The following is a 25,498-nucleotide window of genomic DNA, read 5'->3' as shown; positions in this document are numbered from 1 at the left end:
ATTAATTGCTAACTTTATATCCCATTTTTTCCAAACTCCAAACTCCAAACTCCAAACTCCAAACTCCAAACTCCAAACTCCAAACGCCAAACTCCAAACTCCAAACGCCAAACGCCAAACGCCAAACGCCAAACGCCCTACTTATTAATCTCCACCTGATCGTATTGGTTAAACTGATCATAAGAAGAGGTAATTACTTCGTCGCCTTTCTGCAAACCATCCAATATTTCATAGTACAGGTAATTTTTTCTGCCAATTTTTACATTTTTCTTGGTTGCCTTACCATTGTTTACCACAAAAACCCACGATCCACCTGTACTTTGAAAGAACTGACCTTGTGCCAAAAGCAAAGATTTGCTGTTATCAGATAAAGTTAGTTTGGTTTGTAATGATAAACCACGGCGCAAACCTTCTGGAGCAGCCCCTTTAAAAACCATTTCAACCTGAAACTGACCTGCTGTAACCTCTGGAATCACTTTACTTACGGTTAAGTTATAGGTTTTTCCATTAAACTCGCAGTTGGCTGTTTGTCCTTCTTTAACCCTATTGATATAATACTCATCTACACCAGCCTGAAGTTTATAGCCTTGCAGCACGTCGATTTTCCCAATCATTTCATTAGAATTATAAGACTTTCCAATTACCGGATCGTAAGATGACAATTTTCCTGAAACAGGTGCTTTAATGGTCATATTCTCAATGTTTTTACGGATCATTTCCAAACTTTCGTTCATTTGCCCCATCGATTGATCGATTTGCGAAAGTTGCATCTTTCTGCTCTGGTTTTCCTGTTTAATGGCTTGGCGTACGATCTTCAGTTTACCCTGATAATATTCGTAATCCTGACTGGATTTATTAAACTCCTGCAGGGTAATCACTTTTTTAGCGAATAGAGAACTATCCAATCTATATTGACGGGTGGCGGTTCTTAAGCTGTTTTCAACATCTAAAACGTCCTGATTTAAAACCCTTTGATTTTGCTCTAAGTCTAATCTCGATTTACGCAACTGGTTAATCTGCTCGGTGGCTGCCGTTTGGCTTGAGGTATAACTCAGCATGGCATTCGAATTGGAAATCCTTAAAAGTGGTGTTCCTTTTACAACAGAGGCACCATTCTCGGTAAAGATTTCGGCAACCGTACCGCCTTCAGATGAACTTACAATTACCGAGGTTAATGGCACAACACTGGCATTTAATAAAACTACATCCTCAAAATCGCCATATTCTACTTTACTGATGGTTAATTTATCGGCATCTGCGCTATAAACTTTTTTAAGTGATAAGGTATAGCCATAAATTACAATTGCCACAAAAGCAATTGCTCCACCTATTATCAACAAGGTTTTAGTGCTAAATCTTTTTTTCTCTATTTTCTTATCCATGTGTTCGGTTGTACTGTTCGGTTTCTCTAATAACCAAGCTTGTGCCAAAAGCACTAATGCGACATAAAACACTAAATTACAGACAATTAAATATTAATATCATTTCAACATGTTCATTATCGAACAGTTTATGTGCGGGAACGGACAGTTTTGTTAAATTTGCCTCACCCCTTCATCCCTTCTCCACCTGGAGAGGGGCCAGGGAGGAGAAAAAGCAAAGTTCAAAGAGTAGGTTAGTTTCTTTTTGGAGTGTAGAATATTATAAAACCATTATATTTAAATAACTTATTATTAAGCTATTAAATATGGAGGACTATAAGGATAAATTATTTCATGGTGCCAATCCGAAACTATTTGAATTTTCGAGGACACTAAGAGAAAATCAAACTGAGGCGGAGGATAGTGTGTGGCAATGTTTGAGGAATAGAAAAATCCTGGGTTTTAAATTTAGAAGACAGCATCCAGTACATCAATATATTGCTGATTTTTATTGCCACGAAGCTAAATTAATAATCGAAATTGACGGAGGGATACATAATAACCCTGAAAACCAAGAGTATGATAACAATCGCAGTAATGAAATCAAGGATGTTGGAATAACAGTAATCAGGTTTAAAAATGAGGAGGTAAAAGGTAATCTGGATGAAGTTTTAAATAGGATTAAGGGCTACCTCACCCCTTCATCCTCTCTCCTTGAGGAGAGGGGGCGTGGTGCAGAAAACAGCAACAACCAAACTTAGGGTTAATTACAATTCAAGAACAATAACAACCCTATGTTTAAGAGGTGAGGTTAAACAATTGCAAAGGGAAAACTGGGTTCAACCCACCTACCCCCAAAATCCCTCTCCTCAAGGAGAGGGAGAGTATAAAAAAACAACAACCACCACCTTTGATAGGGTGAGGTTAAACAATTGCAAAGGGAAAACTGGGTTCAGCCCACCTAACCCCTAAATCCCTCTCCTCAAAGAGAGGGACAGTACAAAAGAACAACAACCACCACCTTTGATAGGGTGAAGTTAAACAATTGCAAAGAGACAACTGGGTTCAACCCACCTAACCCCAAAATCCCTCCCCTCAAGGAGAGGGACAGTACAAAAGAACAACAACCACCACCTTTGATAGGGGGAGGTTAAAATTAAATGAATTATGCTTGATGCCACAGTTTTAATTATCGATGACGACGATGACATTCTGCTCAGTGCCCGTTTGTTTTTAAAGCAACAGGTTAAGCAGGTGATTACCTGTAAATCGCCAAAGGAAATCAACGTATTGTTGAGTAAAAATGAAATAGACATCATTTTGCTCGACATGAATTACCAAAAAGGGGCTAGTGATGGCCGCGAAGGAATATATTGGTTAGAACATATCTTATCAATTGATAAAGATTATGTAGTGATCTTAATGACGGCCTTCGGTAATGTTGAATTAGCGGTTAAAGCGATAAAAAAGGGTGCAACCGATTTTATCTTAAAGCCTTGGGAAAATGAAAAACTTTTCGCTACTATTTCTGCTGCTTCTAAACTCCGCGAATCGACCAGAAAAGTAAAAAAACTCGAAAAAATACATTCGTCTTTACAAAAAGATCTCACCCGAGGTTTCGAGAACATTGTTGGACAAGCCGAGGGAATAAAACACTTACAGGCTACCCTGTTAAAAGTTGCGCCTACTGATGCAAACGTGCTTATTTTGGGCGAAAACGGTACCGGAAAGCAGGTTTTCGCTTACGAAATCCATGGAAATTCGCAGCGGAAAAATCAGGTTTTTATGCACGTCGATTTAGGTTCGCTAAACGAAAACTTATTTGAAAGTGAACTGTTCGGTTATGCCAAAGGTGCTTTTACGGATGCCAAGGAAGATAAACCCGGGCGTTTCGAACTGGCCGATGGCGGAACGATATTTTTAGATGAGATTGGGAATTTAACCCTACCCCTACAGGCTAAACTGCTTAGTGTATTGCAAAACCGCACGGTTACCCGTTTAGGAGAAAGTAAAGAACGCAAAATAAATGTCCGTTTAATTACCGCTACAAACATGCCCTTAAATGAAATGGTAGCTAAAAATACCTTTAGGCAGGATTTACTTTTCCGGATTAATACAGTTGAGCTTTTACTACCACCTTTACGTAAACGTGGAACAGATATCTTACTGTTGGCCAATCATTTTATGCAGGTTTTTAGCTCAAAATATCATAAAGAGATCAGAAACTTAAGCAATAAAGCACAAGATGTGCTTTTAACATATAAATGGCCTGGTAATGTGCGCGAACTGCAGCATGTTTTAGAACGGGCCGTGATCATGAGCGATGGAAATGATATTTCTGAAGAAGATTTACAGTTAAGTCCACAGCGTTTTGCACAAAACAACTCCATACCCGATGAAATGGCATTAGAGGATATGGAAAAAATGATGGTACAGAAAGCGATCGATAAACACAAAGGGAATATATCAAAAGCCGCAGCAGAATTAGGCTTAACAAGAGCTGCACTATATAGAAGAATCGAGAAATTTGGAATCTAACAAGGTATAAGGTTTGAGGCATAAGGTTATAACACCTCACATTACCCCTAAACCTTCGGCCCTAAACCTTTTAACCCTCTACCTTCAACCCTAAAAAAACATGTTTCACCAACGCTTTACTTTCCGTTTAATATCCCGCATGCTGGTTATCAACCTGCTGGGTTATCTTTTATTTTATCTGATTAAAAACACACAGCTTTGGTTTACCATTATTGGCGTCGCATTAATTTTATTGGGTACCATTATTTCTCTTTACTATTACATCAATCAAATCCGCTCCGATATTAACCGTTTTGTGCTGGCGGTCAAAACGCGGGATCACACTTTAAACTTTAAAAATAAAGTAACTAAAGGCAGTTTTCCTGAGCTTTACGAATCGTTTAGTGACATTTTAAAGGTTCACAAACAGATCAGGTTAGAACAGGAAGCGATGTTTCAGTTAATTAAAACCATTTTGGAACAGGTTCCGGTTGGTGTAATTGTTGTGAACAACACCGAACAGGAACAGGGCGAAGAAGTGGCATTTTTTAATCAGGCGGCTTCAAACCTATTGGCTGTTCCGGCTTATAAATATTGGCACAGGCTAAAACAGCATCTCCCAGCGTTTGCAACAGAAATAGAGCAGATTTTATCGGGTGGCAAGAGATTTCTGGAATTGAAGATACAGGATAAACTGATCCAATTATCTACCGAGGTAATTCCATTAAATCTTTACGGAAACAACTATACCATTATCAGTTTCCAAAACATTAAAGATGAAATTGAACAAAAAGAAACAGAAGCATGGAACAGGTTAATTGGCGTGATCTCGCACGAGATTTTAAACTCCATTACCCCTATCAGCTCCTTATCGGATACGATCAACCGGATGGTAACCGATAAAGAGAACCTCACAGAAGATGAAATGGACGATCTGAAAGCAGCATTGCAAACTATACAGAGAAGATCTTCTGGCTTGCTTGATTTTGTTAAGGATTATCGTTTAATTGCAGAGCTGCCTACGCCTAACCTCGAATCGCACACCATTGGCGAAATACTGAAACACATTAAAGTATTGATGCAACCCTTTGCTAAAGTTAAAAATGTGGTATTGGATGTAGAACAAACCTCATCAAAAATCACTGTTCAGCTCGATCTAAAATTGGTTGAACAAGTGTTGATTAACCTGATTACCAATAGTATTTATGCAGTGGAAAGCAGAGAACTCCCATACATCAACGTCAATTACCGTTTAGAAAACACCAAACTGTATATAGATGTTACCGACAACGGAAAAGGTATCGATGCCAGCGACCTGGAGAAAATTTTCGTTCCATTTTATACCACCAGAAAAACTGGATCAGGAATAGGTTTAACCATTAGCCGCAACATTATGAAAATGCACAGAGGCAGCATCGAGGTCATTTCTACCCCTGGTGAGGGCACTACTTTTTCGTTGGTTTTTAATTACGTTTAATCATTTGAATGTTTTTTTGACCTAAAAAATCAAACAAAACCCGTTTGATATGCTTTTAAAGATGTGGATACATCAAATACAAGCATGAAGACAGTTATAATATCGAACAGACTACCCGTTAAAATCATCGAAGAAAACGACGAATACACGTTTATTCCGAGCGAAGGCGGCCTCGCCACCGGACTAGGAGACGTGTATAAATCAGGCAATTCCATCTGGATTGGATGGCCAGGAATAGAAGTTCCTGAAGAACGTCAGCAAGAAGTTACAGAAAAGCTTGCTGAGTTAAACCTCTACCCAGTTTTCCTTACCCAAAACGAAATCAACTTATATTACGAAGGCTTTTCTAACGAAGTATTATGGCCGGTTTTTCATTATGTAGTTACCTATGCCCACTACGAACAAAGTTATTGGGACTGTTACCAGTCTGTTAACAAGAAATTTGCCAAAAGTGCTATGCAAGTATTGGGCAGAAAGGATAAAATTTGGATTCAGGATTATCAATTACTTCTTTTACCCGGTATCTTAAGAGAAAAACTTCCGGCTGCAACCATCGGGTTTTTCCAGCATATCCCCTTTCCATCGTACGAAATATTCAGGCTGATTCCCTGGCGCGAGGAACTATTGAATGGACTGATAGGTGCCGATTTAATTGGTTTTCATACCTATGATGATGTTCGGCATTTTATCAGTACCGCAACCCGCTTGCTCCCTGTAAATTCATCATCGAATGTACTTAACAGTAACGAAAGACAAATTGTAGTGGAAGCTTTCCCTATGGGAATCGATTATGATAAATTTTCAGGCTTAACCGCAACGGAAGCCGTAAAAAAAGAAATAAACTATTTTAGGGAAGGCAAAGAAGACATGAAAGTGATACTTTCTATCGATCGGTTAGATTATAGTAAGGGCATTTTGGAAAGATTAAAAGCTTTAGAACTTTTACTACAGCTTCATCCCGAATATATCGGTAAGATTGAGCTTTTTATGATCGTGGTTCCTTCACGTGATACCGTAGCTCAATATAGCGAGTTAAGAGATCAGATTGATCAGTTTGTAGGCAATTTAAATGCGAGATACCGCTCCATGAACTGGATTCCGGTAAACTATTTTTATCGCTCTTTTCCTATCGAAGTACTGTCTGCACTTTATTCTACCGCAGATATCTGTTTGGTTACCCCTATGCGTGACGGCATGAATCTAGTGAGTAAAGAATATGTGGCCAGCAGGAACAATAATGATGGGGTGCTTATTTTAAGTGAAATGGCCGGTGCGTCTAAAGAATTGACAGATGCAGTGATTGTAAACCCAAATAACCTGGGCGACATTATGGAAGCCATCGTAACCGCACTCAAAATGCCTTTAGAAGAACAGCAGCAACGTATGAAAGCCATGCGTGCGATTGTAGAAAAATTCAATGTTAAACATTGGGTAAATAATTTTATTTTAAGATTAAACGAAGTGAAAGATTCTCAAAAATCGCTGTTAACAAAACATGCGGTAAACACTATTAATGAAATAATTGCCACCAAATATGCTAAAACTACTGATCGGGTTTTATTTTTAGATTATGATGGTACACTTGTAGATTTTACCGGAAATATCGATGATGCCTCTCCTGATGCAGAGCTTTACGATTTAATAGAAAACCTGACCATCGATAATGCCAACAAAGTAGTCATTATCAGTGGTAGAAGACATGAAACCTTAGAACAATGGTTTGGGCATTTAAAAGTTGATCTGATTGCTGAACATGGTGCATGGCAAAAATCTTATGGAGATAAATGGAATAGTTTACCACTGCTAACAGATCAATGGAAACAGGAAATAAAGACTTTATTAGAAACCTATACCAACCGCACTCCGGGATCGTTCATCGAAGAAAAAAGTTATTCCCTGGTTTGGCACTATAGAAAAGCCGAAGAAGGTCTTGGTGATTTACGTGCTAATGAAATTATCAGTCACATGAAAATTTTAGCTGCAGATAAGGGGTTGCAATTGATGCCGGGAAATAAAGTAATTGAATTTAAAAATATGGAGGTAAATAAAGGTAAAGCTGCGTTAAACTGGCTTTACGACAAAAATCCAGACTTTATTTTAGCCTTGGGCGACGACCATACGGATGAAGATATTTTTAAGGTATTATCAGATGAGGCCTTCACTATTAAAGTGGGCAACAACATTTCAGAGGCAAAATATTATCTAAATGATTTTAAAGAGGTAAGGAAATTGCTTTGGAGTTTGGTTAAGGAAGAGTTTATAGAAAGGGGTTAAATTTAGCTATTCGCCATCCCAAATCCGATTAAGGCTCTTAATGTTATTGCTTTAGGATTCGCGGGAATGACGTAACGTTAAATGAAAAAGTTTTTCTCAATACCAAGGTCTGTGTCTTACAGACCTTTTTACTTTTCAGATTAGAGGACCAGCAAATCAATATAATTTTCGCTGATTTTCCTGCACAAATCTTCCGGATCCTGCGGGCAATCATTGCTTTGACAACATTAATGTACATTTTGCATATTAATGTTGTCAAAGCTTTTTAGTTGGTCGGGATTTGCAATACCGATTCTCGAACTGTGGATTTGCAATCCACACATCTTTACAAAAATATCGGTCTGTCCAATTTAATTGCAATGCGATAAGCTGCATTCATTAAACCAACATGACTATAAGCTTGAGGGAAATTACCCCATTGGCTTCCCGTTTTTGCATCCACATCTTCGCTGAATAAAAGCAAGTGGTTACAATATTTAATAATATTTTCAAATTCCTTAATCGCCTCATCGGTTCGGCCCACGCAAGCCAAAGCCTCTACGTACCAAAAAGCACAGATCAGAAAGGTAGTTTTAGGTTTACCAAAATCATCTGCATGTAGGTAACGATAAAACAAACCATCTTCTGTTTTCAATTCCTTTTCTAAGGCGATCAAATGATCCTTCGCAAGATCTGAAGCCGGATCAAGGTAATTCATCATAATCAATTGTAAAGTACTTGCATCTAAATGCGGACTTCCTACTGCGTTGGTATATACCTTTCTTTCCGGATCGTAGCAAGCCTCTATATGTGCCGCCGCTTTATCGATTAAGACTTGTGCGCGCTGTTCGAAATCTTCGTTACCAATCGTTTTGGCCATTTTTAAGGCTGCTTGTGCCCCTGCCCATTGAAATAAATTACTGTAACAATGCACATTGGCAATGTTTCTAAATTCCCAAATTCCGGCATCCTTTTCATCAATCGTTCTTTCAATTTTCGAAAGTACACTTTCAATCCATTTTACCGAATCGCTACGTTCGGAAAATACAAAACGGTGATCGGTGTAAAGCGGTAACATCGAAATTAAAACCTGACCATAAATATCATTCTGAATGTGTTCATAAGCCTGATTTCCTATCCTAATTGGTTGTTCACCTTTGTACCCTTCCAAATGATCTAAAGTACGTTCAGTGATTTCTCTTTCGCCAGCAATGCCATATAATGGCTGGTAACGGGTATCTTCGGCATGTGAGATATCAGATAAGTAATTAAAATACTTCTCCATTTCTTCAAAATGCCCAATGTGGTTTAAAGAGGTTAACACGTAATGCGAATCGCGTAACCAGCAATAACGGTAATCCCAATTCCGCGTACTGCCCGGCGATTCAGGCAAACTGGTGGTGCTCGCTGCTATAATTGCACCTGTATCTTCATACTGATGGATCTTTAAAACCAGGGCCGATCGAATTACAAATGGTTGATAAAAACCGGCTATGGATGAGTGTTTAATCCACAATCGCCAATAAGCAATCGTTTCGCGGAGAAAATTTTCAGCTGTACTTACTACCGGTGCTTCAAGGTTTTGTCCATAAGTCATAATGAGGTATTTCTCCTCATTTAACACAAAGGCCTTTTCATCAATGATATAAGTAAGCGATACATTGGTACTTAAGCGGATATTTTCATCGCAACCCAGATAATCTATATGATTGCTGCCACGGCTTGATTTCATTTTACTTTTACCGTAGTCGCAAACTGGTTCACATTTGATCGTAATACGTGGACTTCCTTCCAATGGTTCAATCTTTCTAATGAACATTAAAGGTTTAAAATAGCGTTCGTAAAGATGAAAACGTGGCGCAAAATCGGTGATACGGTATTTTCCGTCTTCGGCAGTAATCTCAGTTCTTAAAACATTGGTATTTTCGATATAATATTGAGTAGAAGTATATTCACCCTGTGGCAAGATTGAAAATTCACCGCCTTTTTTTTGATCCAATAAACTTCCAAATACAAAAGGACTGTCGAAACGAGGCCAGCAAAGCCATGAGATATCAGTATTTTTATTTACGTGTGCAATGAAAGCGCAATTTCCTATAATTCCTGTTTGATAAAGGTGCTGTTCGGCCATAAACTATATTTTTGTTTATTTACTAACAAGCTTAGGAGGAAAATGTTGGATGGAAAGGTTAAAAAGAGATTGTGTAAATATTTTTCAATTTATTGTTCTACCAAAACGTCATGCTGAATTCATTTCAGCATCTTTCCTGCAAGATAGACCCTGAAATAAATTCAGGGTGACGTATGGATTAAACCTGTGAAATCTAAAAACAAAAAAACCAGTCACGAAAAATCGCGACTGGCCTGGTTAATGATTAATGATTATCTTAAATAACGGTTCCGCTAGGTACCACTGCTCCCTTTTTAATTACCACAATACCATCTTTAACGGCGTAAAGTTCAAAGTCTCCATCTTCTAAATGGTCGCCCCCATTAATTTTCACATCGTTACCGATTCGGCAGTTTTTATCGATAATGGCATTATTAATGAAACAACGGTCGCCAATTCCGATCAATGAATTTCCTTTGCCTGTTTCCTCCTGTATCTCTTCAAGCGTTTGGTACCTGTCGCTGCCCATAATATAGGCATTGGTAATTACGGTTTCTTTTCCAATTCTCGACCGGATACCTAAAACAGCATGTTCTACCTTACTGGCCTGAATAATACAGCCTTCTGCAATAATCGTTTTATCTAAAGTAGTACCCGAAATTTTAGATGGCGGTAACATCCTTGCCCTGGTAAAAATAGCATGGTTACTATCGAACATATTAAATTTAGGAATCTCATCTGTTAAGCCCAAATTGGCCTCAAAAAACGACGAAATATTACCAATATCTGTCCAATAACCTTCGTACTGATAACTTAAAACCCTACTCTGCGTAATCGCCCTCGGTAGAATCTCTTTACCAAAATCCTTCTCTTCTTCGTTCTCGTTTAGGATGTTGATCAGATACTCACGGTTGAAAACGTAAATACCCATCGAAGCCAAAAAGTTACGGCCTTCACTCTGCATTTCTTCACCGGTATCCGATATCCAATCTTCCAAACCTGTTTTAGGTTTTTCGATAAAAGAGGTAATCATGTTTTCATCATCAGCCTTTAAAATACCAAAATCGGTTGCATCTTTAGCCGTAACCGGAATCGTTGCAATGGTAATTTCTGCATTAGCTTCGATATGTTTTTCGATCATATCCTTAAAATCCATCTGGTACAACTGATCACCAGATAAGATTAAAATGTAATCGAACTCATGCGAAACAATGTGATGCATACACTGACGAACCGCATCTGCTGTACCTTGAAACCAACCTGAGTTTTGTACAGTTTGTTCAGCCGCCAAAATATCAACAAAGGCCGTACTAAAATGGCTAAAGTGATACGTGTTTTTAATGTGTTTGTTTAGGGATGCCGAATTAAACTGTGTTAACACAAACATACGGTGAATGCCCGAATTGAGACAATTCGAAATGGGAATATCTACCAACCGGTATTTACCAGCAATTGGAACTGCCGGTTTAGAACGTGTTTGTGTTAGTGGCGATAATCTAGAGCCTTGGCCACCGCCAAGGATAACGCCTAAAACTTTGTCAGTCATAGTTTAAGCTTATTTTAATATTTGGTATAATTCTATATAATTTAATGCTGCTCTATCCCACGAATGGTCTATCTTCATCATTGTTTTTCTAACTGCTTTAAAGGCCTTTTTATCATTGTACAATTCTACGGCTCTGTTTATCGCATGTGTAACATCCCAGATACTGGTTTGATCATGACAGATCCCAAAACCACCATCACCTATATCAATCACGGTATCCTTTAAGCCTCCAACCCTACGTACAATAGGAACCGTTCCATATCTTAAGGCATATAATTGGTTTAAACCGCAAGGTTCAACTCTCGATGGCATAATCAGGAAATCTGCACCTGCGTACATCTCATGTGAAACCTGTTCATTGTAACCGATGTAAGCATTGTATTTACCACCAAAAATATCTTTCAACTGATTTAACCTTCCTTCAACCCAATTGTCACCAGATCCTAAAACCAGGATATTGATATTATCGCCATGCTGTTGCAAAGCAGTATAAAAAATATCAGGTAATAAATCTGCACCTTTTTCATCAACCAACCTACCGATAAAAGTAAATAGAGGTTTAGACGCATCTAATTGAAAAACATCACAAAGGGCTGTTTTGTTTGCCAGTTTACCTGCTTCTACTGTTTTTAAATTGTAAGCTTTTCCAAGCATGGGGTCGGTTTCAGGATTCCAAACCTCACTATCGATTCCATTTAATATTCCCACCGATTTCCAGCGCTCCTGTCTGAGCAAACTTTCCAGTCCACGGGCATTACTCATCATCTCTTCCAGATAACTTGGTGATACGGTAGTAACTCTCCAGGCACATTTAATAGCCGATGCCAAAGGATTTATCGCATCTTCCCAGCCCAACAAACCACCTTTCCACAAATCGAAGGCTGGTATATAATATAATTTATTCCATCCAAACTGTCCCTGATATTGTGCATTGTGAATCGTCAAAACAGTAGGCACACCACTAATGGCTTTGTATTTTATGGAATTAGAAACCATAAACGGAATCAGTCCGGTATGGTGATCATGACAATGGATTACATCAGGGCGGTGCTCCCATTGTACAATCCAATCCAATGTAGCAATCTGAAAAGCGACAAAACGCTCGGTATCATCGTTATATCCATATACATTTGGGCGATCTGTTAAACCCTGAATATGAACAATATATAAATCGAACCCAAGCTTATTGGTTTTTTCTTTTAAAATCCGGTATTGAAAATGATTGTTGCCATAGTTTGACCAGGCATCATAAGTAACTTCAAACTCGCTTTCGCGGATAAATTTTGTGTCGTAGGCAGGCACAACCACTTTGGCAATGTGGCCCAGTTTATTTTGGTACTTGGGTAAGGCCCCTACTACATCGGCTAATCCACCAACTTTTGCAACAGGGTAACACTCGGCGCTTATATGTATAATTTCCATCAAATATTTGGTGTAGATAACCTAAGTAAGTTACTAATTGTTTTGAGTTTTGCAAATAATGAAAATTATATTTTTAGTTGATTATTTTGTATCGGGCTGACCTTTCTTCTGCGGTAATCATCTTAAATCTGCGGGAGAATATAATGAGGATGTTTAGCGCAATTTCTCGCTAATTTTGCAGATTTGCGCAGCGTTTTTGGAAGTGAATGGTTTAGTTCTTCGTGGCAGGCTGTAGCCCTGCTTTCCGTTGCAAGTCCTCACTGCGCTCCGGGCTTTGCACTACAATCAGGCTTAAAAACAAAGGGCTGTTCCTGTTAAGCGCAAAAATCGTTTAAATTTATCAGCGGTAATCTTTTTAATCTGCGGGAAATGTTATGCCTAATTTCCCGCTGATTTCACAGATATACGCAGATGGGTATTTCATCAACGGTAATTTCCTTAATCTGTGGCATATAAAAACGAAAAAACCGCTTAAATCCATAAGCGGTTTTTAACAACAAAACAAATATATTTTTGGTTTAAAAATATCTTAATACTCTTCAGCGATAATTTCGTAAAAATCGCGGATGGGTTGAAATTGTGGGTGTAGGGAAACTACATCTCCAAACACCAATAAAGCTGGTGCCTCTATTCTTTTATCTTCAACAATTTCGGCAATCGTATCTACTATGCCAATCGCAATTTTTTCTTCAGGTGTAGAACCATTTTGAATGACTGCTACAGGTAATAAATTTTTATTTTCTGCCTGAAATATAGCTGCAATTTCTTTTACTTTTTCAATTCCGTTTAAAACGACAATGGTTGCTTTGGTTTTTGCAGCAATATATAAGTCTTCCGAAATTTCACCCCTTGAGTTTGTTCCGGTTACTGCCCAGAAACTTTCACTAAGGTCTTTGTAAATCATTGGGATTTTTTGCAAACTTGGTGCACCAGTCGCGCTTGAAATACCCGGGATAATCTCGGTAGGAATGCTGTACGATTCTGCAGCATCTATTTCTTCGTAGCCTTTTGCAAAGAAAAATGGATCGCCACTTTTTAAACGCACCACGTGACCGTAGTTTAAAGCATAATCAATAATCAACTTGTTGATCGCATCCTGAGAAAATGATTCATCATCTGAACGTTTGCCAACGTAAACTTTTGGAATACCATCTGGCGCATGACACAATAAAGCTTCGTTCACATTTGCATCATACAAAACAACATCAGCTGTTTTTAATGCTTTAACACCTTTTAAACTAAATAAATCCGGATCGCCAGGACCTGCACCTATTAAAGTAATTCTTGGTTCAATGTTCGCTTTTTCAACTTTATTCAAAATCATAACAGATAATTTATGCGCGTTATACGTTTGTTAATTATACAAATATATAAAGTCTATTGGAATAGTAGTAATTTATTTTAAAATATTTTTTATTACTGTAATTATAAACGCAGTATGGAATATAAAAACTGTAAATCAATGTCTTAAATACAATTCACTGCGCTCAAGACAACAAATCGAGAGATCCATCTTTTAGATTTCTCGACTCTGCTCGACATTACGATAGCTTAAAGGACTATGAAAATCAAGACTTTAAAGATCCTTCACTGCGTTCAGGATGACAAATCGATCGTTTATTTACAACTCACTTCCTTGAAAGTAAACTTCCCAGCTTCATAATTAATGGGTTTACCTTTAACAAAATACGATCTGCCTAAAGTAGTTTCTATCTGCGCCACGCCCATAATCAGTTTGCCATCTTTCTTTAAAAAGGCCAACGGATTGGTAAAAGCTTTGGTGGTATCTTTACCGGTGTTAAAGCGGTAATCAACCATCAAGGTATCTCCATTAAATTTACCACTGATTTTACCATTGTTTTCAGGTTTATCGGCGTATTTAACCAGTAATGAACCTATAACTTTTCCTGAAGACATTGTTTTCACAATCATGGCGGCACTGTCTTTTTCAAAAACCGCCGCATAACAAGCTTCATTGGTCACAGAATCCTTTTTTGCCATATCAGTCTTTTTTTCTGATTGGTTACAGGCAAAAACAAAAGGGACTGTGGCAAAAACGAGGTATAAAATATTTCTTTTCATATGCTTTGTAATTAGGGTTTCAGTTTTATAATGTAATAAGAAGATGAAAACTTTTAATCATTTCCATAACTTAAATATACAAAAAACCCTACAACGAAAAATGGGATACCATTTGGCACCCCACTGAAATTGCTTTCACTTTAGATGAATCTAAAGCTTTCATTATTATATTTGGTTGTGGTTCTTACTTCAGATTTCTAGGAGTGTAAGATTTTAGGATTAGTGAGTTATTTCACCATCTCCCGTAAAACTGTCGCTATTGATCATTGGGAATTGGTCATTGATCATTTTCCATCATCCATCCCAGATCAAGATTTTCAGGATTATAGGATTTTAGGATCAATGTGTCGAGATAAAATTTCATATAATCATTTTTACATCATCCATTTTCCGTCCTTCATTTTATATCTTTCATCCTATTCTACTGCCGCCCTAAACATTAAGGCACCCACAGTTAAGTTGGTACGGGTATCGACCAAAATGGCAGAACCATTTGCACGGTTATCATCATATAAATCGAAAGCCAAAGCGTCAGCAGTTTTAACAATTACCCGCCCGATATCATTCAGTTTAAATTCGTCAACAGCATGTTTTTCGAGGGTATTAATATCTACCTTATGCAAAATTTCACTGATTTTACAACGGGTAATTTTACTGTTATGCTGAATATTATACATAATTGACGTATCTAAAGCCCTGGTATCCATCCAGCAAAGATCGGCCTCAATCAGTTTTGATTCTTGTGGCAATGCAGAAGCATTTACAATCGTATCGCCACGGCTGATATCAACATCGTCCTTTAAATGGATAATCACCGATTGGCCAGCGTGTGCAGCATCAGGTGTCTGGTCAAAAAACTCGATACGTTCAACGGTAGAACTTGCGCCACTAGGCCGAACCGTAACTTTATCATTTAAGTTAAAAGTTCCGCTCAATACCCGGCCCGCATAACCACGGTAATCGTGTAATTCCTCCGTTTGCGGACGCACTACCCACTGTACAGGCATACGCGCCAATTGAGATTTATCTAAGTTATCAGTATCTACTTTTTCCAGGAAGTGTAATAAACTCTCCCCTTCGTACCAATCCATATGCTCAGAAGTTTGCACGATATTATCGCCTTTTAAAGCACTTACCGGGATATAAGTGACATCGGCTAATTTTAGCTGTTGAGCCAAAATTTTATACTTTTCGATGATGGCGCTATAAACCGTTTCGCTATAATCAACCATATCCATTTTATTGATACAAACCACCACGTGTTTAATGCCCAATAACGAGACAATATAAGAGTGACGGATGGTTTGCTCCACCACGCCGTTACGGGCATCGATCAAAATAATGGCCAGGTTAGCCGTAGACGCACCTGTAACCATGTTTCGGGTATATTGAATATGGCCTGGGGTATCTGCGATGATGAATTTCCGTTTTTCTGTTTGAAAGTACTTATAGGCCACATCAATGGTGATGCCCTGCTCCCGCTCTGCTCTTAAACCATCTGTTAAAATGGCTAAATCTATTGTTCCATCATCATTTTTGCGGTTAGAGCTCTGTAAAGCTTCCAATTGATCGGCTAAAATAGAATCTGTATCGTATAACAAACGTCCGATTAGGGTACTTTTACCATCATCTACACTGCCTGCTGTGAAAAATTTTAATATGTTCATTTTTTTAGATATGAGATAATAGATTTGAGATATTAGACAGATGCAAGGTTCTCAAATCTCACATCCCCATGCTCAAATCGTTTTTAAATTTTAATATTTTTATTCTTAGATAGGAGATATTAGACAGATGCAAGGTTGTCAAATCTCACATCTCAATACTCAAATCTCGATTAAAAATACCCTCCCTTTTTTCTGTCTTCCATTGCGGCTTCAGAAACCTTATCATCCAAACGGGCACCACGCTCAGAAATTTTAGAGGCGCTGATTTCCGAAATAATATCATCAATCAAAGTGGCATCCGATTCTACCGCAGCAGTACACGACATATCACCAACCGTACGGAAACGCACTTGTTTACGCTCTACAATATCTTCACTGTCCATATTTAAAAATGGAGATGCGGCCATCAGTTGTCCATTTCTCGTAATACAATCGCGCTCGTGAGAAAAGTAGATGCTTGGCAGATCTATTTTTTCCCTGCGGATATAATTCCAAACATCAAGCTCCGTCCAGTTACTGATTGGGAATACACGGATATTTTCTCCTTTGTGGATTTTACCGTTATAGATGTTCCAAAGTTCGGGGCGCTGGCGTTTTGGATCCCATTGACCAAATTCGTCACGAACAGAAAAAATACGCTCCTTTGCCCTTGCTTTTTCTTCATCCCTCCGGGCACCACCAATGCAGGCATCGAACTGGTATTTAGCAATGGTATCGAGCAAGGTTACCGTTTGCAAAGCATTTCTACTGGCATTTTTACCGGTTTGCTCTACTACTTTACCTTGATCAATAGATTCCTGAACGGAACCGATAATTAATTTTTCGCCGATTCTTTCTACCATCTGATCGCGGTAGGTGATGGTTTCTTCAAAATTATGGCCTGTATCAATATGGACTAAAGGAAAAGGAAATTTTCCCGGACGGAAGGCTTTTTCTGCTAAACGAACTAATGTAATCGAATCTTTCCCACCCGAAAATAACAGCGCCGGTTTTTCAAACTGCCCCGCTACTTCACGTAAAATGTGAATCGCCTCTGCCTCCAGTTCATCTAAATAATCAAAATTATATGTACTCATTATCAAATGTTGAATGATTGAATGTTGAATGATTGAATGTTAAATCGCTCAATTATTCAACTTATATATTTGTTGTTGTTGTTGTTGTTAAAAATATTTATAAGGTTTAAATGTTGGGATATTCCAAAGTTTCTTTGAATACGGAATACAAACCTTCTACCTTTCAACCTTCCGCCTTATACCTTAAGTAGCATGTAAGCCACATTCTTTTTTGCTCTGGTCTTCCCACCACCATCTTCCGGCCCTAAAATCTTCGCCTGGCTGTACTGCTCTTGTACATGGGGCGCAACCGATGCTCGGGAAACCTTTATCGTGCAGGGTATTGTAAACAATATTGTTTTCTTTAATGTATGTTTTCACATCCTCTAAAGTCCAATCGAAAATAGGGTGAAATTTAACCAGTTGATTGCCTTCGTCCCATTCTAAATCGTGCATATCTTCACGATTGGCACTTTGATCTGCCCTGATGCCTGTTACCCAGATTTCGTTACCTTTTAATGCTCTTTTTAAGGGTTCGATTTTACGGATATAACAACATTCTTTCCTGTTTTCTACCGATTCGTAAAAGCTGCTCGGGCCTTTTGTATTTACCATATCCTGTAAAAGCTCGTTTTTAGGATAATAGGCATGAATCGGTTTATTATAAATTTCCAAAGTACGGTTCCAAACGTAATAAGTTTCCGGGAACAAACGTCCGGTTTCTAAAGTAAAAACCTTGATTGGAATATTATTGGCAAAAATTAAATGGGTAATTGCCTGGTCTTCCCAACCAAAACTGGTGGAAAAAATAATACGTTCGGCATATTGATCTGCCAAAAATTTCAACTTATCTATTGTACTTAAACCTGCCAGTGCTGCTTTTATCTCCTCTAGGTTATCCATCACTAAATTAATTTTAAAATAAACATAATCACACTGCGCAAACTTACCAGCATTACAATAATCCCCACAGCAACCATTATGGTTTTTGCCGAGATTTTGTTCGATACCTTTGCCGCAATTGGCGATGCGATGGCACTACCAATAATTAAGCCTAAAACAGCTTCCCAGTGTTTGCCACCCAACATGGTAAAAAATGTTAGTGAACTTAAAGTGGCAATAAAAAAACGGCTGATCTTAACGGTACCCAACGAAAACAATGGATGTCTGCCACCTGCAATTAAACTCGACAAAACAATTGATCCCCAGCCACCGCCAAAGGCTGCATCAATAAAACCGCCAACAAAACCCAGGAAACCAATTTTCTTGATCTTCTGATCGGCTTTTTTACGCTTGATATTGAAGGCCTTCATTAAGATAATCCCCCCTAAAAACAAGGTATAAACAGCTACAATAGGCTTTACATAAGCACTATAATGCTCTAATGAAGAGAGAATATAAGCACCTAAAACAGCTCCAACTATTGCAGGAAGAATTAATATTTTGAATAATTTCCAGTTAACATTACCCATACGGTAATGCATCCAGCCGGCAATACCATTACTCATCACCTCAGAAATGTGGATGGCCATACTGGCCGATGCCGGAGGTAAACCCATGGCAAGCGAAAAAGATGCAGTGGTTACACCGTACGACATGCCGATTGCCCCATCAATTAATGCGAATAAAAATCCTGCTCCTAAAAACCAGTAGAATAACGGATCGATATTGATCAAAAATGTTTGAAACTCGGGTTCAGTATTCCACAAAGAAAAACCGATTGCGCCAATGAGTAAAACCGCGGCCGCCCAGATTAACCATTTAATATTTCGCTCGGCGAAACTTTTCTTAGGATTAATTAGATTTTGGGTAACCTTATTCAGTTTTTTAACCTTTGCCGAAAAGTCGCCGTTTAAGGTCTGTCGCAAAGCACTCATATTCTGTAAGGTTTCATCCAGCTCTGCTGGTAATCCTTCATTTAAAATCTGCTTTAAACGTTTGGCAATAGTGGGCGATTTGCCATTGGTAGAAATGGCGATCTTTAAATCACCTTTTTGAACGATTGATCCCAAATAGAAATCACAAAGTTCTGGCTTATCGGCCACATTGATCAACAGTCCGCGTTCATGCGTTACCCTTCTGATCTCCTCATTTAAAATATTGTTATTGGTTGCCGCGAAAACGATATCAATATCATTCAGATCATCCACATCGAAACTTTTCTGCTTCACTTTGATCAGCGGATAATTGGCGATAAGTGCATAAACTTCTGGTGATACGATTTCTGCAACAATCGTAATAGTAGCCTGATGGCTATTATTTACGATCGCTGTTAATTTCTCGAGCCCAATATTCCCTGCCCCAATTAATAATGTACGCAGCTTGTTCAGCTTTACAAAAACTGGAAAGAGCTGGTTACCTTTTTCTTCTTCCGAAAAAGATGCTGCATTATCAGGTTGGTTAGGCAATACTTGCATATTGTTTAATTAATTTCTTGAATGATGGATGTAATGATACAACTTCGCCAAAAATTAATAAAGCCGGAGCTTTAATATTTTCTTGTTTTACCAAACCTTCGATGGTTTCGACTACGCCAACAACCAATCTTTCATCTTCTGCAGATCCGTTTTGAACTACTGCAGTTGGTAAATGTTGTTTGCCCGCGGCTTTAAAAATCTCCACAATTTTTGGTAGTTTCTTAAGTCCCATCAATACTACTACTGTGGCATTGGATTGTGCTGCCTGGTAAATATCTGCCGAAACTTCTCCAGAAGTGGTTGTTCCGGTGATTACCCAGAAACTTTCGCTCATGCCACGGTGCGTAACCGGAATCTGTTGTAAACCAGGTACACCGATCGAACTCGAAATACCAGGAATCACACTTACCGGGATGCTATAAGAGGCTGCATAGTCCAGCTCTTCGTATCCCCTGCCAAAAACAAATGGATCGCCACCTTTTAAACGCACCACGTGTCCGTAGTTTAAGGCATAGTCAATCATTAATTTATTGATGGTATCCTGAGGATAAGAATGTTCACCAGAACGTTTTCCTACATAAACTTTAATGGCTTCTGCCGGAGCATGCTCCAACAAAGCTTCATTTGTTAAAGCATCGTACAATACCACATCAGCAGTTTGTAATGCTTTTACACCTTTTAATGTCAATAAATCAGGATCACCAGGACCAGCGCCTAAAAGGGTAATTCTTGATTCTATATTTTGATTAACCATGTTTCATTTTAATTATTGAATTTTGAATGACTGCATGAAGATTTGTTTGGCGCATGGCGTTTAGCGTTTGCGGTTCTCAAATCTCATGTCTATAGTCTCAAATCTCATTTCTCTAATACTGCCCTTTTTTCCTTAATCTGATTTAAAAATTGATTTGCCTCTTCAAAGTATTTCTGCGCAAATTCGGCTGTTGGTTCGTTTTTATTAATCTGTAAAACCAGGTCAGAGAAATTGGTCGGCAAATTAAATTCTCCGGTTTCTACATAGTGGTTATCAAATTCACGGATCACACCAACCTGAGTGCTGCTGTTTACCCCTTTATCTAACAATAAAGATTTTGCAGCGCTTACAAAAGTGCTGTATGTATGGTAAATCGCATCCGCGTAAGCAGCTTTATCTAAGTTTTGCTTGGCCCAGCCAAATTTTTCATCGGCCTCTAATAATAAAGTAGCTACCAGATCGATTACAACACCAGCACACTCGCCAACACCAATCGCTGTAACAAACTGCTCTACATGACCCCAATCTACAAATTCTTCAGTCTGAAGGTTAGTTAAATCGGCCAATGGTTTTAACAACTGATAAAAGTGGTCTTTTCCTTTACGGTCATAATATTGGTGGAAGTTTTCATCTTCCAGGTTATTGGCTTTAAAATCATTTAAAATGAAATGTAAAACGCTGGTTGCCCTTTTAGAAGGTACTTTAATTACACGTTCGGCCACTCTGCCTACACCATTCCCTACAGTTCCACCACCCAACATCACCTGTACCGCCGGAACAACTTTTCCTTCTGCTTTTACCGAGCTTCCGTGAAAACCAATTTCGGCCAAACCATGCTGACCGCAAGAGTTCATGCAGCCACTTATTTTGATCTTGATATTTTTCTCATAGATAAATTCAGGGAAATCAGTATAAATCACGTCTTCCAAAACTTCAGCCAAGGTCATCGAGTTCGAAATACCCAAATTACAGGTATCTGTACCAGGACAAGTGGTAATATCAGCTAAACTATCAAAACCAGCAGTGGTAAAACCAATTTTATTTAAAGCTGAATATAAAGAAGGTAATGCTTCCTTACGCACAAACTTTAACAGCAAGCCCTGGTTTTGGGTAATCCTGATCTCATCAGCAACATATAGTCTGATGGCATCCACAAAAGCCCTTGCTTTATCTGTTTTAATATCACCTACCTGAACTTTTACATAAACACCGTAAAACCCTTGCTGTTTCTGCTCAATCACATTGGTAGCCAACCAGTGTTTGTAATGCGTTTCGTTCAATATTTCAACCGCCGGATATTCCTGTTCTAAAGGCAAAATCGGCTGAGGTACGGTATTGATATCTATTTTAAAGGTTTTTACTTTGTTGGCAATACGCTCTTCGGCAACCAAACGTAAAACTTCTTCTAAACCTAATTTCTGAACTAAATATTTTAAGCGGGCTTTGTTACGGTTGGTCCGTTCGCCATAACGGTCGAACACACGAAGAACAGATTCTGTAAATGGAATTAACTGATCTTCTGGTAAAAATTCGTGAACGGCATTAGCCAAAAACGGCTGTGCGCCCAAACCGCCAGCGAACAAAACTTTAAATCCACGCTCGCCATTTTCATTAACTTTTGGAATAAATCCTAAATCATGAATGTAGCTAAAGGCTGTATCCCTATCGCTCGAAGAGAAGGAGATTTTAATCTTTCTACCCATTTCCTGACAGATCGGGTTACGCAAAAAGTAAGCAAATACCGCTTGTGCGTAAGGTGAAACATCAAATGGCTCTTCAGCATCAATTCCTGAATTTGGAGAAGCAGTTACATTACGTACCGTGTTTCCACAAGCCTCACGAAGTGTAATATCATCTTGTTCCAGTTTAGCCCAAAGCTCTGGCGTACGGTCTAAACTTACATAGTGGATCTGAATATCCTGACGGGTGGTTAGGTGTAAATTTCCACTTCCATACTCATCAGCAATATCGGCAATACGCAATAGCTGCTTAAAAGTTACCTTACCAAAAGGCAACTTAATCCGCACCATCTGTACGCCTGGCTGTCTTTGTCCGTAAACACCACGGGCCAAACGGAGGCTTCTAAACTTTTCGTCGTGGATGGTTCCATCTCTAAAAGCTTTAATCTTATTCTCTAAATCGATGATGTCCTGCTCGACGATCGGATTTTCGAGTTCTGTTCTGAAACTTTGCATATGTGTTGTTAGCTTTATTCAAAAAATGCTTCCCTTTTACCGAGAAGCATTCAATATTTTATACATAAAATTATCTATAGGCTCCTGTTACTGCGTTTTACAACAACACATCATTTGCATAGCGATTAATTGATTAGGTATAAAATTGAAGTTCATACGCCAAATATATAAAGTATATAGGAATAGTCGTAATTTATTGTAAAAAAAATTACGATATCCTGTTAAACCGCGCAAATTTAATTCGTCGCGTTTAATATTTTAATGGCCTCATTTAGGACTTAGCCGTTTAAAACCCCTGAGGTTTAACAAAGAAATGACTACAGCTAAAAACTGTCAACTGAAAACTGATTTGGGCGTTACCCAAGGGTCGGGCTTTTCAGGGCTGCGCTTCGCTCCGGTACCGATGAAGGGTCGGCACTGAACCCTTACAATCCCTAACGCGGAATAAGACCTCGCAGGTTTGTGAAACCTGCGAGGTCTGAATACCCGATTGTGCTACTATCTCTGTTACATAAACCCGATTAAAGTGAACATTCCGATCCTTCATCGGAATAAAACGGAAAGCGGGACTGAAAGCCACCATGAAAAACTGACCTTTCATTTCCAAAAAAAAAAATCCCAAACTCAATAAATGAATTTGGGATTAATATTTTAAAACTTGCGAGGTCTAAGCCATATCATAATAGATGCTGAAATAAATCCGATAGCTATTTGGATCAAGCTGAGAGATCTCTAGAAAGTTTTAAAATATTATAAATTAATAACCCCGATCTTCAGGTTATCCTCGCGGCCGATTACATCTGCAATGCTCGTTTCGGTTAAAACCTTAAGCGTAGCATCTCTTACATCAATAAAGGCGCTTCTGATTCCGCAGGTTTTCTCGTCTACACATTCATCACATTTGTGATAAAAATTTAAACTTGCACATGGAACCATTGCAATCGGACCATCAGTTACACGCATCACGTGAACCAATAATATTTCTTCTGGTTTTTTGTTGAGACTATATCCGCCACCTGCGCCTTTTTTACTGTATAAAAAGCCAGCGTTACGCAGATCGAGCAGAATTTGCTCTAAGAATTTTTTCGGGATATGCTCCTCCTCTGCAATTTTTGAAATCTGCATTGGTGGTTTATCTAAATTTTTACCAAGCGCAACAAGCGCTTTAATGGCATATTTTGTTTTTTTGGACAGCATATTCGCACAAAGCTAATAAAAGAAAGTAAATTATAAAATATGCAACAGGAAGTTGATTTTAATTCAACATACTATCATATTGATAAATATAACGCATAATAACGATAATTGCTTTAATCAAACCAGCGTAAAAATAATCGTTAACCGTAACAGTAGTCGATTACCGGCGTTTAAATTCTATTTTTACCCTATATTCTGATTACAGATCTTTAACAATGAGAAGAAAACTCAATCTATTGCCGCTCATTATAGTCGCAATTATATTTTTTGCCCTAAATGCCTATGTGTTATCGGGCCTGGGTACCATCAATCAATCTACCTGGCTCAGCCCTATTTTCTGGGTGTTTATTGTAGGCCTAACCTTCGCGCTATTATATGCCATCCAGCAAATGCGTATTCAGGGTATAAATAAATTCTTCCAGATCGTTAGTCATGCCTTTCTGATCATTTTTGCCGCAGAAATTGTTTTCGCTTTTTTTCTGCTCCTTGGCGATATTTACCGCCTACTATTGGGTTTAGCTACAAATTTTGAACCTGGTGGATTCCATATTGAAGGCCGAAGCAACTATTGGGTAGATTTTGCCTTTATCATGTTCTGTTTAACCATTGCCTTATTTGCTTACGGTATCACCCAAGGGAAATATGCCTACCGTGTGATTAAACATACTTTGTATTTTGATGATCTACCAGCCAGTTTTGACGGCTTTACCTTAACACAAATCTCTGATGTACATGCCGGAAGTTTTACCAATCCGAAAGCAGTACAAAAGGGAATCGACATGATCAATGCACAAAAAAGTGATCTGTTTGTTTTTACTGGCGATCTGGTCAACAATGCTTCTTCAGAAATTGTGCCTTATATCGGCCATTTCTCACAGATTAAGGCCCCATTTGGCCAATTTTCTATTCTGGGCAATCACGATTATGGTGATTATATCAAGTGGCCAACAGAAGCAGATAAAATTCAAAACTTAAATCAGTTAAAAGCTTACCATAAAGAACTCGGATTTAAACTTTTATTGGATGAACATGTTGAATTGCATAAAAACGGGGAGAAAATTATACTCGCCGGGATCGAAAACTGGGGAATTGGTTTTGGAGAACGTGGTGATTTAAACAAGGCCTTACAAAACACTGCTGTAAACGATTTCAAAATTCTTTTGTCGCACGATCCTTCTCATTGGGATGCACAGGTAAAAAACTATCCTTCAAAAATTCAACTGTCGCTGGCCGGACATACCCACGGTATGCAATTTGGAATTGAAGCTTTTGGCATTAAATGGAGCCCGGTAAAATACCGTTATAAACATTGGGCTGGTATTAAAACCGAGAATGGCCGATATTTAAATGTAAACAGGGGTTTTGGTTTCCTTGGCTTTTCGGGCCGGATCGGGATATGGCCAGAGATTACGGTGATAGAATTGAAGAAGAAGTAAAACCGTTTA

The 25,498-nt window shown here is 38.5% G+C and carries 18 protein-coding genes; 5 read left to right on the top strand and 13 right to left on the bottom strand.

The window, feature by feature from the left end; all coding sequences use genetic code 11:
• Positions 1–137: 137 nt before the first annotated feature.
• Positions 138–1,382: an efflux RND transporter periplasmic adaptor subunit gene (locus tag R2S57_RS08100; RefSeq protein WP_316844542.1), complete on the bottom strand. Its 1,245-nt coding sequence runs from the start codon at positions 1,380–1,382 to the stop codon at positions 138–140.
• A gap of 305 nt (positions 1,383–1,687) precedes the next feature.
• On the opposite strand from R2S57_RS08100, the gene R2S57_RS08095 reads away from it, so the two are divergent.
• The 4 genes from R2S57_RS08095 to R2S57_RS08080 all read left to right on the top strand — a co-directional run bounded on the left by R2S57_RS08095 (position 1,688) and on the right by R2S57_RS08080 (position 7,629).
• Entirely contained in the window at positions 1,688–2,122 is a 435-nt protein-coding gene (locus tag R2S57_RS08095) for an endonuclease domain-containing protein (protein ID WP_316844541.1), read from the top strand.
• Between the two features lie 406 nt (positions 2,123–2,528).
• The gene (locus R2S57_RS08090; protein WP_316844540.1) at positions 2,529–3,899 is read left to right on the top strand and encodes a sigma-54 dependent transcriptional regulator; all 1,371 of its coding nucleotides are present in this window, start codon (positions 2,529–2,531) and stop codon (positions 3,897–3,899) included.
• A 100-nt stretch (positions 3,900–3,999) separates the two neighbouring features.
• Entirely contained in the window at positions 4,000–5,355 is a 1,356-nt protein-coding gene (locus tag R2S57_RS08085) for a HAMP domain-containing sensor histidine kinase (protein WP_316844539.1), read from the top strand.
• 84 nt (positions 5,356–5,439) lie between these two features.
• Positions 5,440–7,629 (top strand): bifunctional alpha,alpha-trehalose-phosphate synthase (UDP-forming)/trehalose-phosphatase, encoded by a 2,190-nt coding sequence (locus R2S57_RS08080; protein WP_316844538.1) that lies wholly within the window; start codon positions 5,440–5,442, stop codon positions 7,627–7,629.
• Between the two features lie 325 nt (positions 7,630–7,954).
• Here the strand turns inward: R2S57_RS08080 and R2S57_RS08075 are convergent, their stop codons facing one another.
• The 12 genes from R2S57_RS08075 to R2S57_RS08020 all read right to left on the bottom strand — a co-directional run bounded on the left by R2S57_RS08075 (position 7,955) and on the right by R2S57_RS08020 (position 24,053).
• Positions 7,955–9,739 (bottom strand): glycoside hydrolase family 15 protein, encoded by a 1,785-nt coding sequence (locus R2S57_RS08075; RefSeq protein ID WP_316844537.1) that lies wholly within the window; start codon positions 9,737–9,739, stop codon positions 7,955–7,957.
• A 256-nt stretch (positions 9,740–9,995) separates the two neighbouring features.
• On the bottom strand, positions 9,996–11,264 hold the full coding sequence (locus R2S57_RS08070) for a glucose-1-phosphate adenylyltransferase (protein ID WP_316844536.1): 1,269 nt from the start codon (positions 11,262–11,264) through the stop codon (positions 9,996–9,998).
• Between the two features lie 9 nt (positions 11,265–11,273).
• Positions 11,274–12,686 carry a glycogen synthase gene (locus R2S57_RS08065; RefSeq protein ID WP_316844535.1) on the bottom strand — a complete coding sequence of 471 codons (1,413 nt, stop codon included), beginning with the start codon at positions 12,684–12,686 and terminating at the stop codon, positions 11,274–11,276.
• 529 nt (positions 12,687–13,215) lie between these two features.
• Entirely contained in the window at positions 13,216–14,010 is a 795-nt protein-coding gene (gene cobA, locus R2S57_RS08060; protein WP_316844534.1) for a uroporphyrinogen-III C-methyltransferase, read from the bottom strand.
• 293 nt (positions 14,011–14,303) lie between these two features.
• The gene (locus R2S57_RS08055) at positions 14,304–14,768 is read right to left on the bottom strand and encodes a hypothetical protein (RefSeq protein WP_316844533.1); all 465 of its coding nucleotides are present in this window, start codon (positions 14,766–14,768) and stop codon (positions 14,304–14,306) included.
• Positions 14,769–15,184: 416 nt separating this feature from the next.
• On the bottom strand, positions 15,185–16,435 hold the full coding sequence (locus tag R2S57_RS08050) for a sulfate adenylyltransferase subunit 1 (protein ID WP_316844532.1): 1,251 nt from the start codon (positions 16,433–16,435) through the stop codon (positions 15,185–15,187).
• A 170-nt stretch (positions 16,436–16,605) separates the two neighbouring features.
• Entirely contained in the window at positions 16,606–17,511 is a 906-nt protein-coding gene (cysD, locus tag R2S57_RS08045) for a sulfate adenylyltransferase subunit CysD (RefSeq protein ID WP_316844531.1), read from the bottom strand.
• A 183-nt stretch (positions 17,512–17,694) separates the two neighbouring features.
• On the bottom strand, positions 17,695–18,393 hold the full coding sequence (locus tag R2S57_RS08040) for a phosphoadenylyl-sulfate reductase (protein WP_316844530.1): 699 nt from the start codon (positions 18,391–18,393) through the stop codon (positions 17,695–17,697).
• Positions 18,394–18,395: 2 nt separating this feature from the next.
• Positions 18,396–19,907 (bottom strand): TSUP family transporter, encoded by a 1,512-nt coding sequence (locus R2S57_RS08035; protein WP_316844529.1) that lies wholly within the window; start codon positions 19,905–19,907, stop codon positions 18,396–18,398.
• Complete coding sequence (gene cobA / locus R2S57_RS08030; protein ID WP_316844528.1) at positions 19,891–20,661, bottom strand: uroporphyrinogen-III C-methyltransferase; 771 nt, start codon at positions 20,659–20,661, stop codon at positions 19,891–19,893. Before cobA (R2S57_RS08030) ends, R2S57_RS08035 begins: the two co-directional genes overlap by 17 nt.
• 104 nt (positions 20,662–20,765) lie before the next feature.
• Complete coding sequence (locus R2S57_RS08025; RefSeq protein WP_316844527.1) at positions 20,766–22,856, bottom strand: nitrite reductase; 2,091 nt, start codon at positions 22,854–22,856, stop codon at positions 20,766–20,768.
• Positions 22,857–23,606: 750 nt separating this feature from the next.
• Positions 23,607–24,053: an RrF2 family transcriptional regulator gene (locus R2S57_RS08020; RefSeq protein ID WP_086545362.1), complete on the bottom strand. Its 447-nt coding sequence runs from the start codon at positions 24,051–24,053 to the stop codon at positions 23,607–23,609.
• A 215-nt stretch (positions 24,054–24,268) separates the two neighbouring features.
• Here R2S57_RS08020 and R2S57_RS08015 point away from each other — a divergent pair, with 215 nt between their 5' ends.
• On the top strand, positions 24,269–25,489 hold the full coding sequence (locus R2S57_RS08015) for a metallophosphoesterase (RefSeq protein ID WP_316844526.1): 1,221 nt from the start codon (positions 24,269–24,271) through the stop codon (positions 25,487–25,489).
• Positions 25,490–25,498 lie beyond the last annotated feature (9 nt).

Source organism: Pedobacter psychrodurus (genome assembly GCF_032678585.1).
Lineage (GTDB): Bacteria > Bacteroidota > Bacteroidia > Sphingobacteriales > Sphingobacteriaceae > Pedobacter > Pedobacter psychrodurus_A.
Note: the sequence above shows the minus strand (reverse complement) of the source record. Positions and strands in the feature narration are given on the sequence as shown.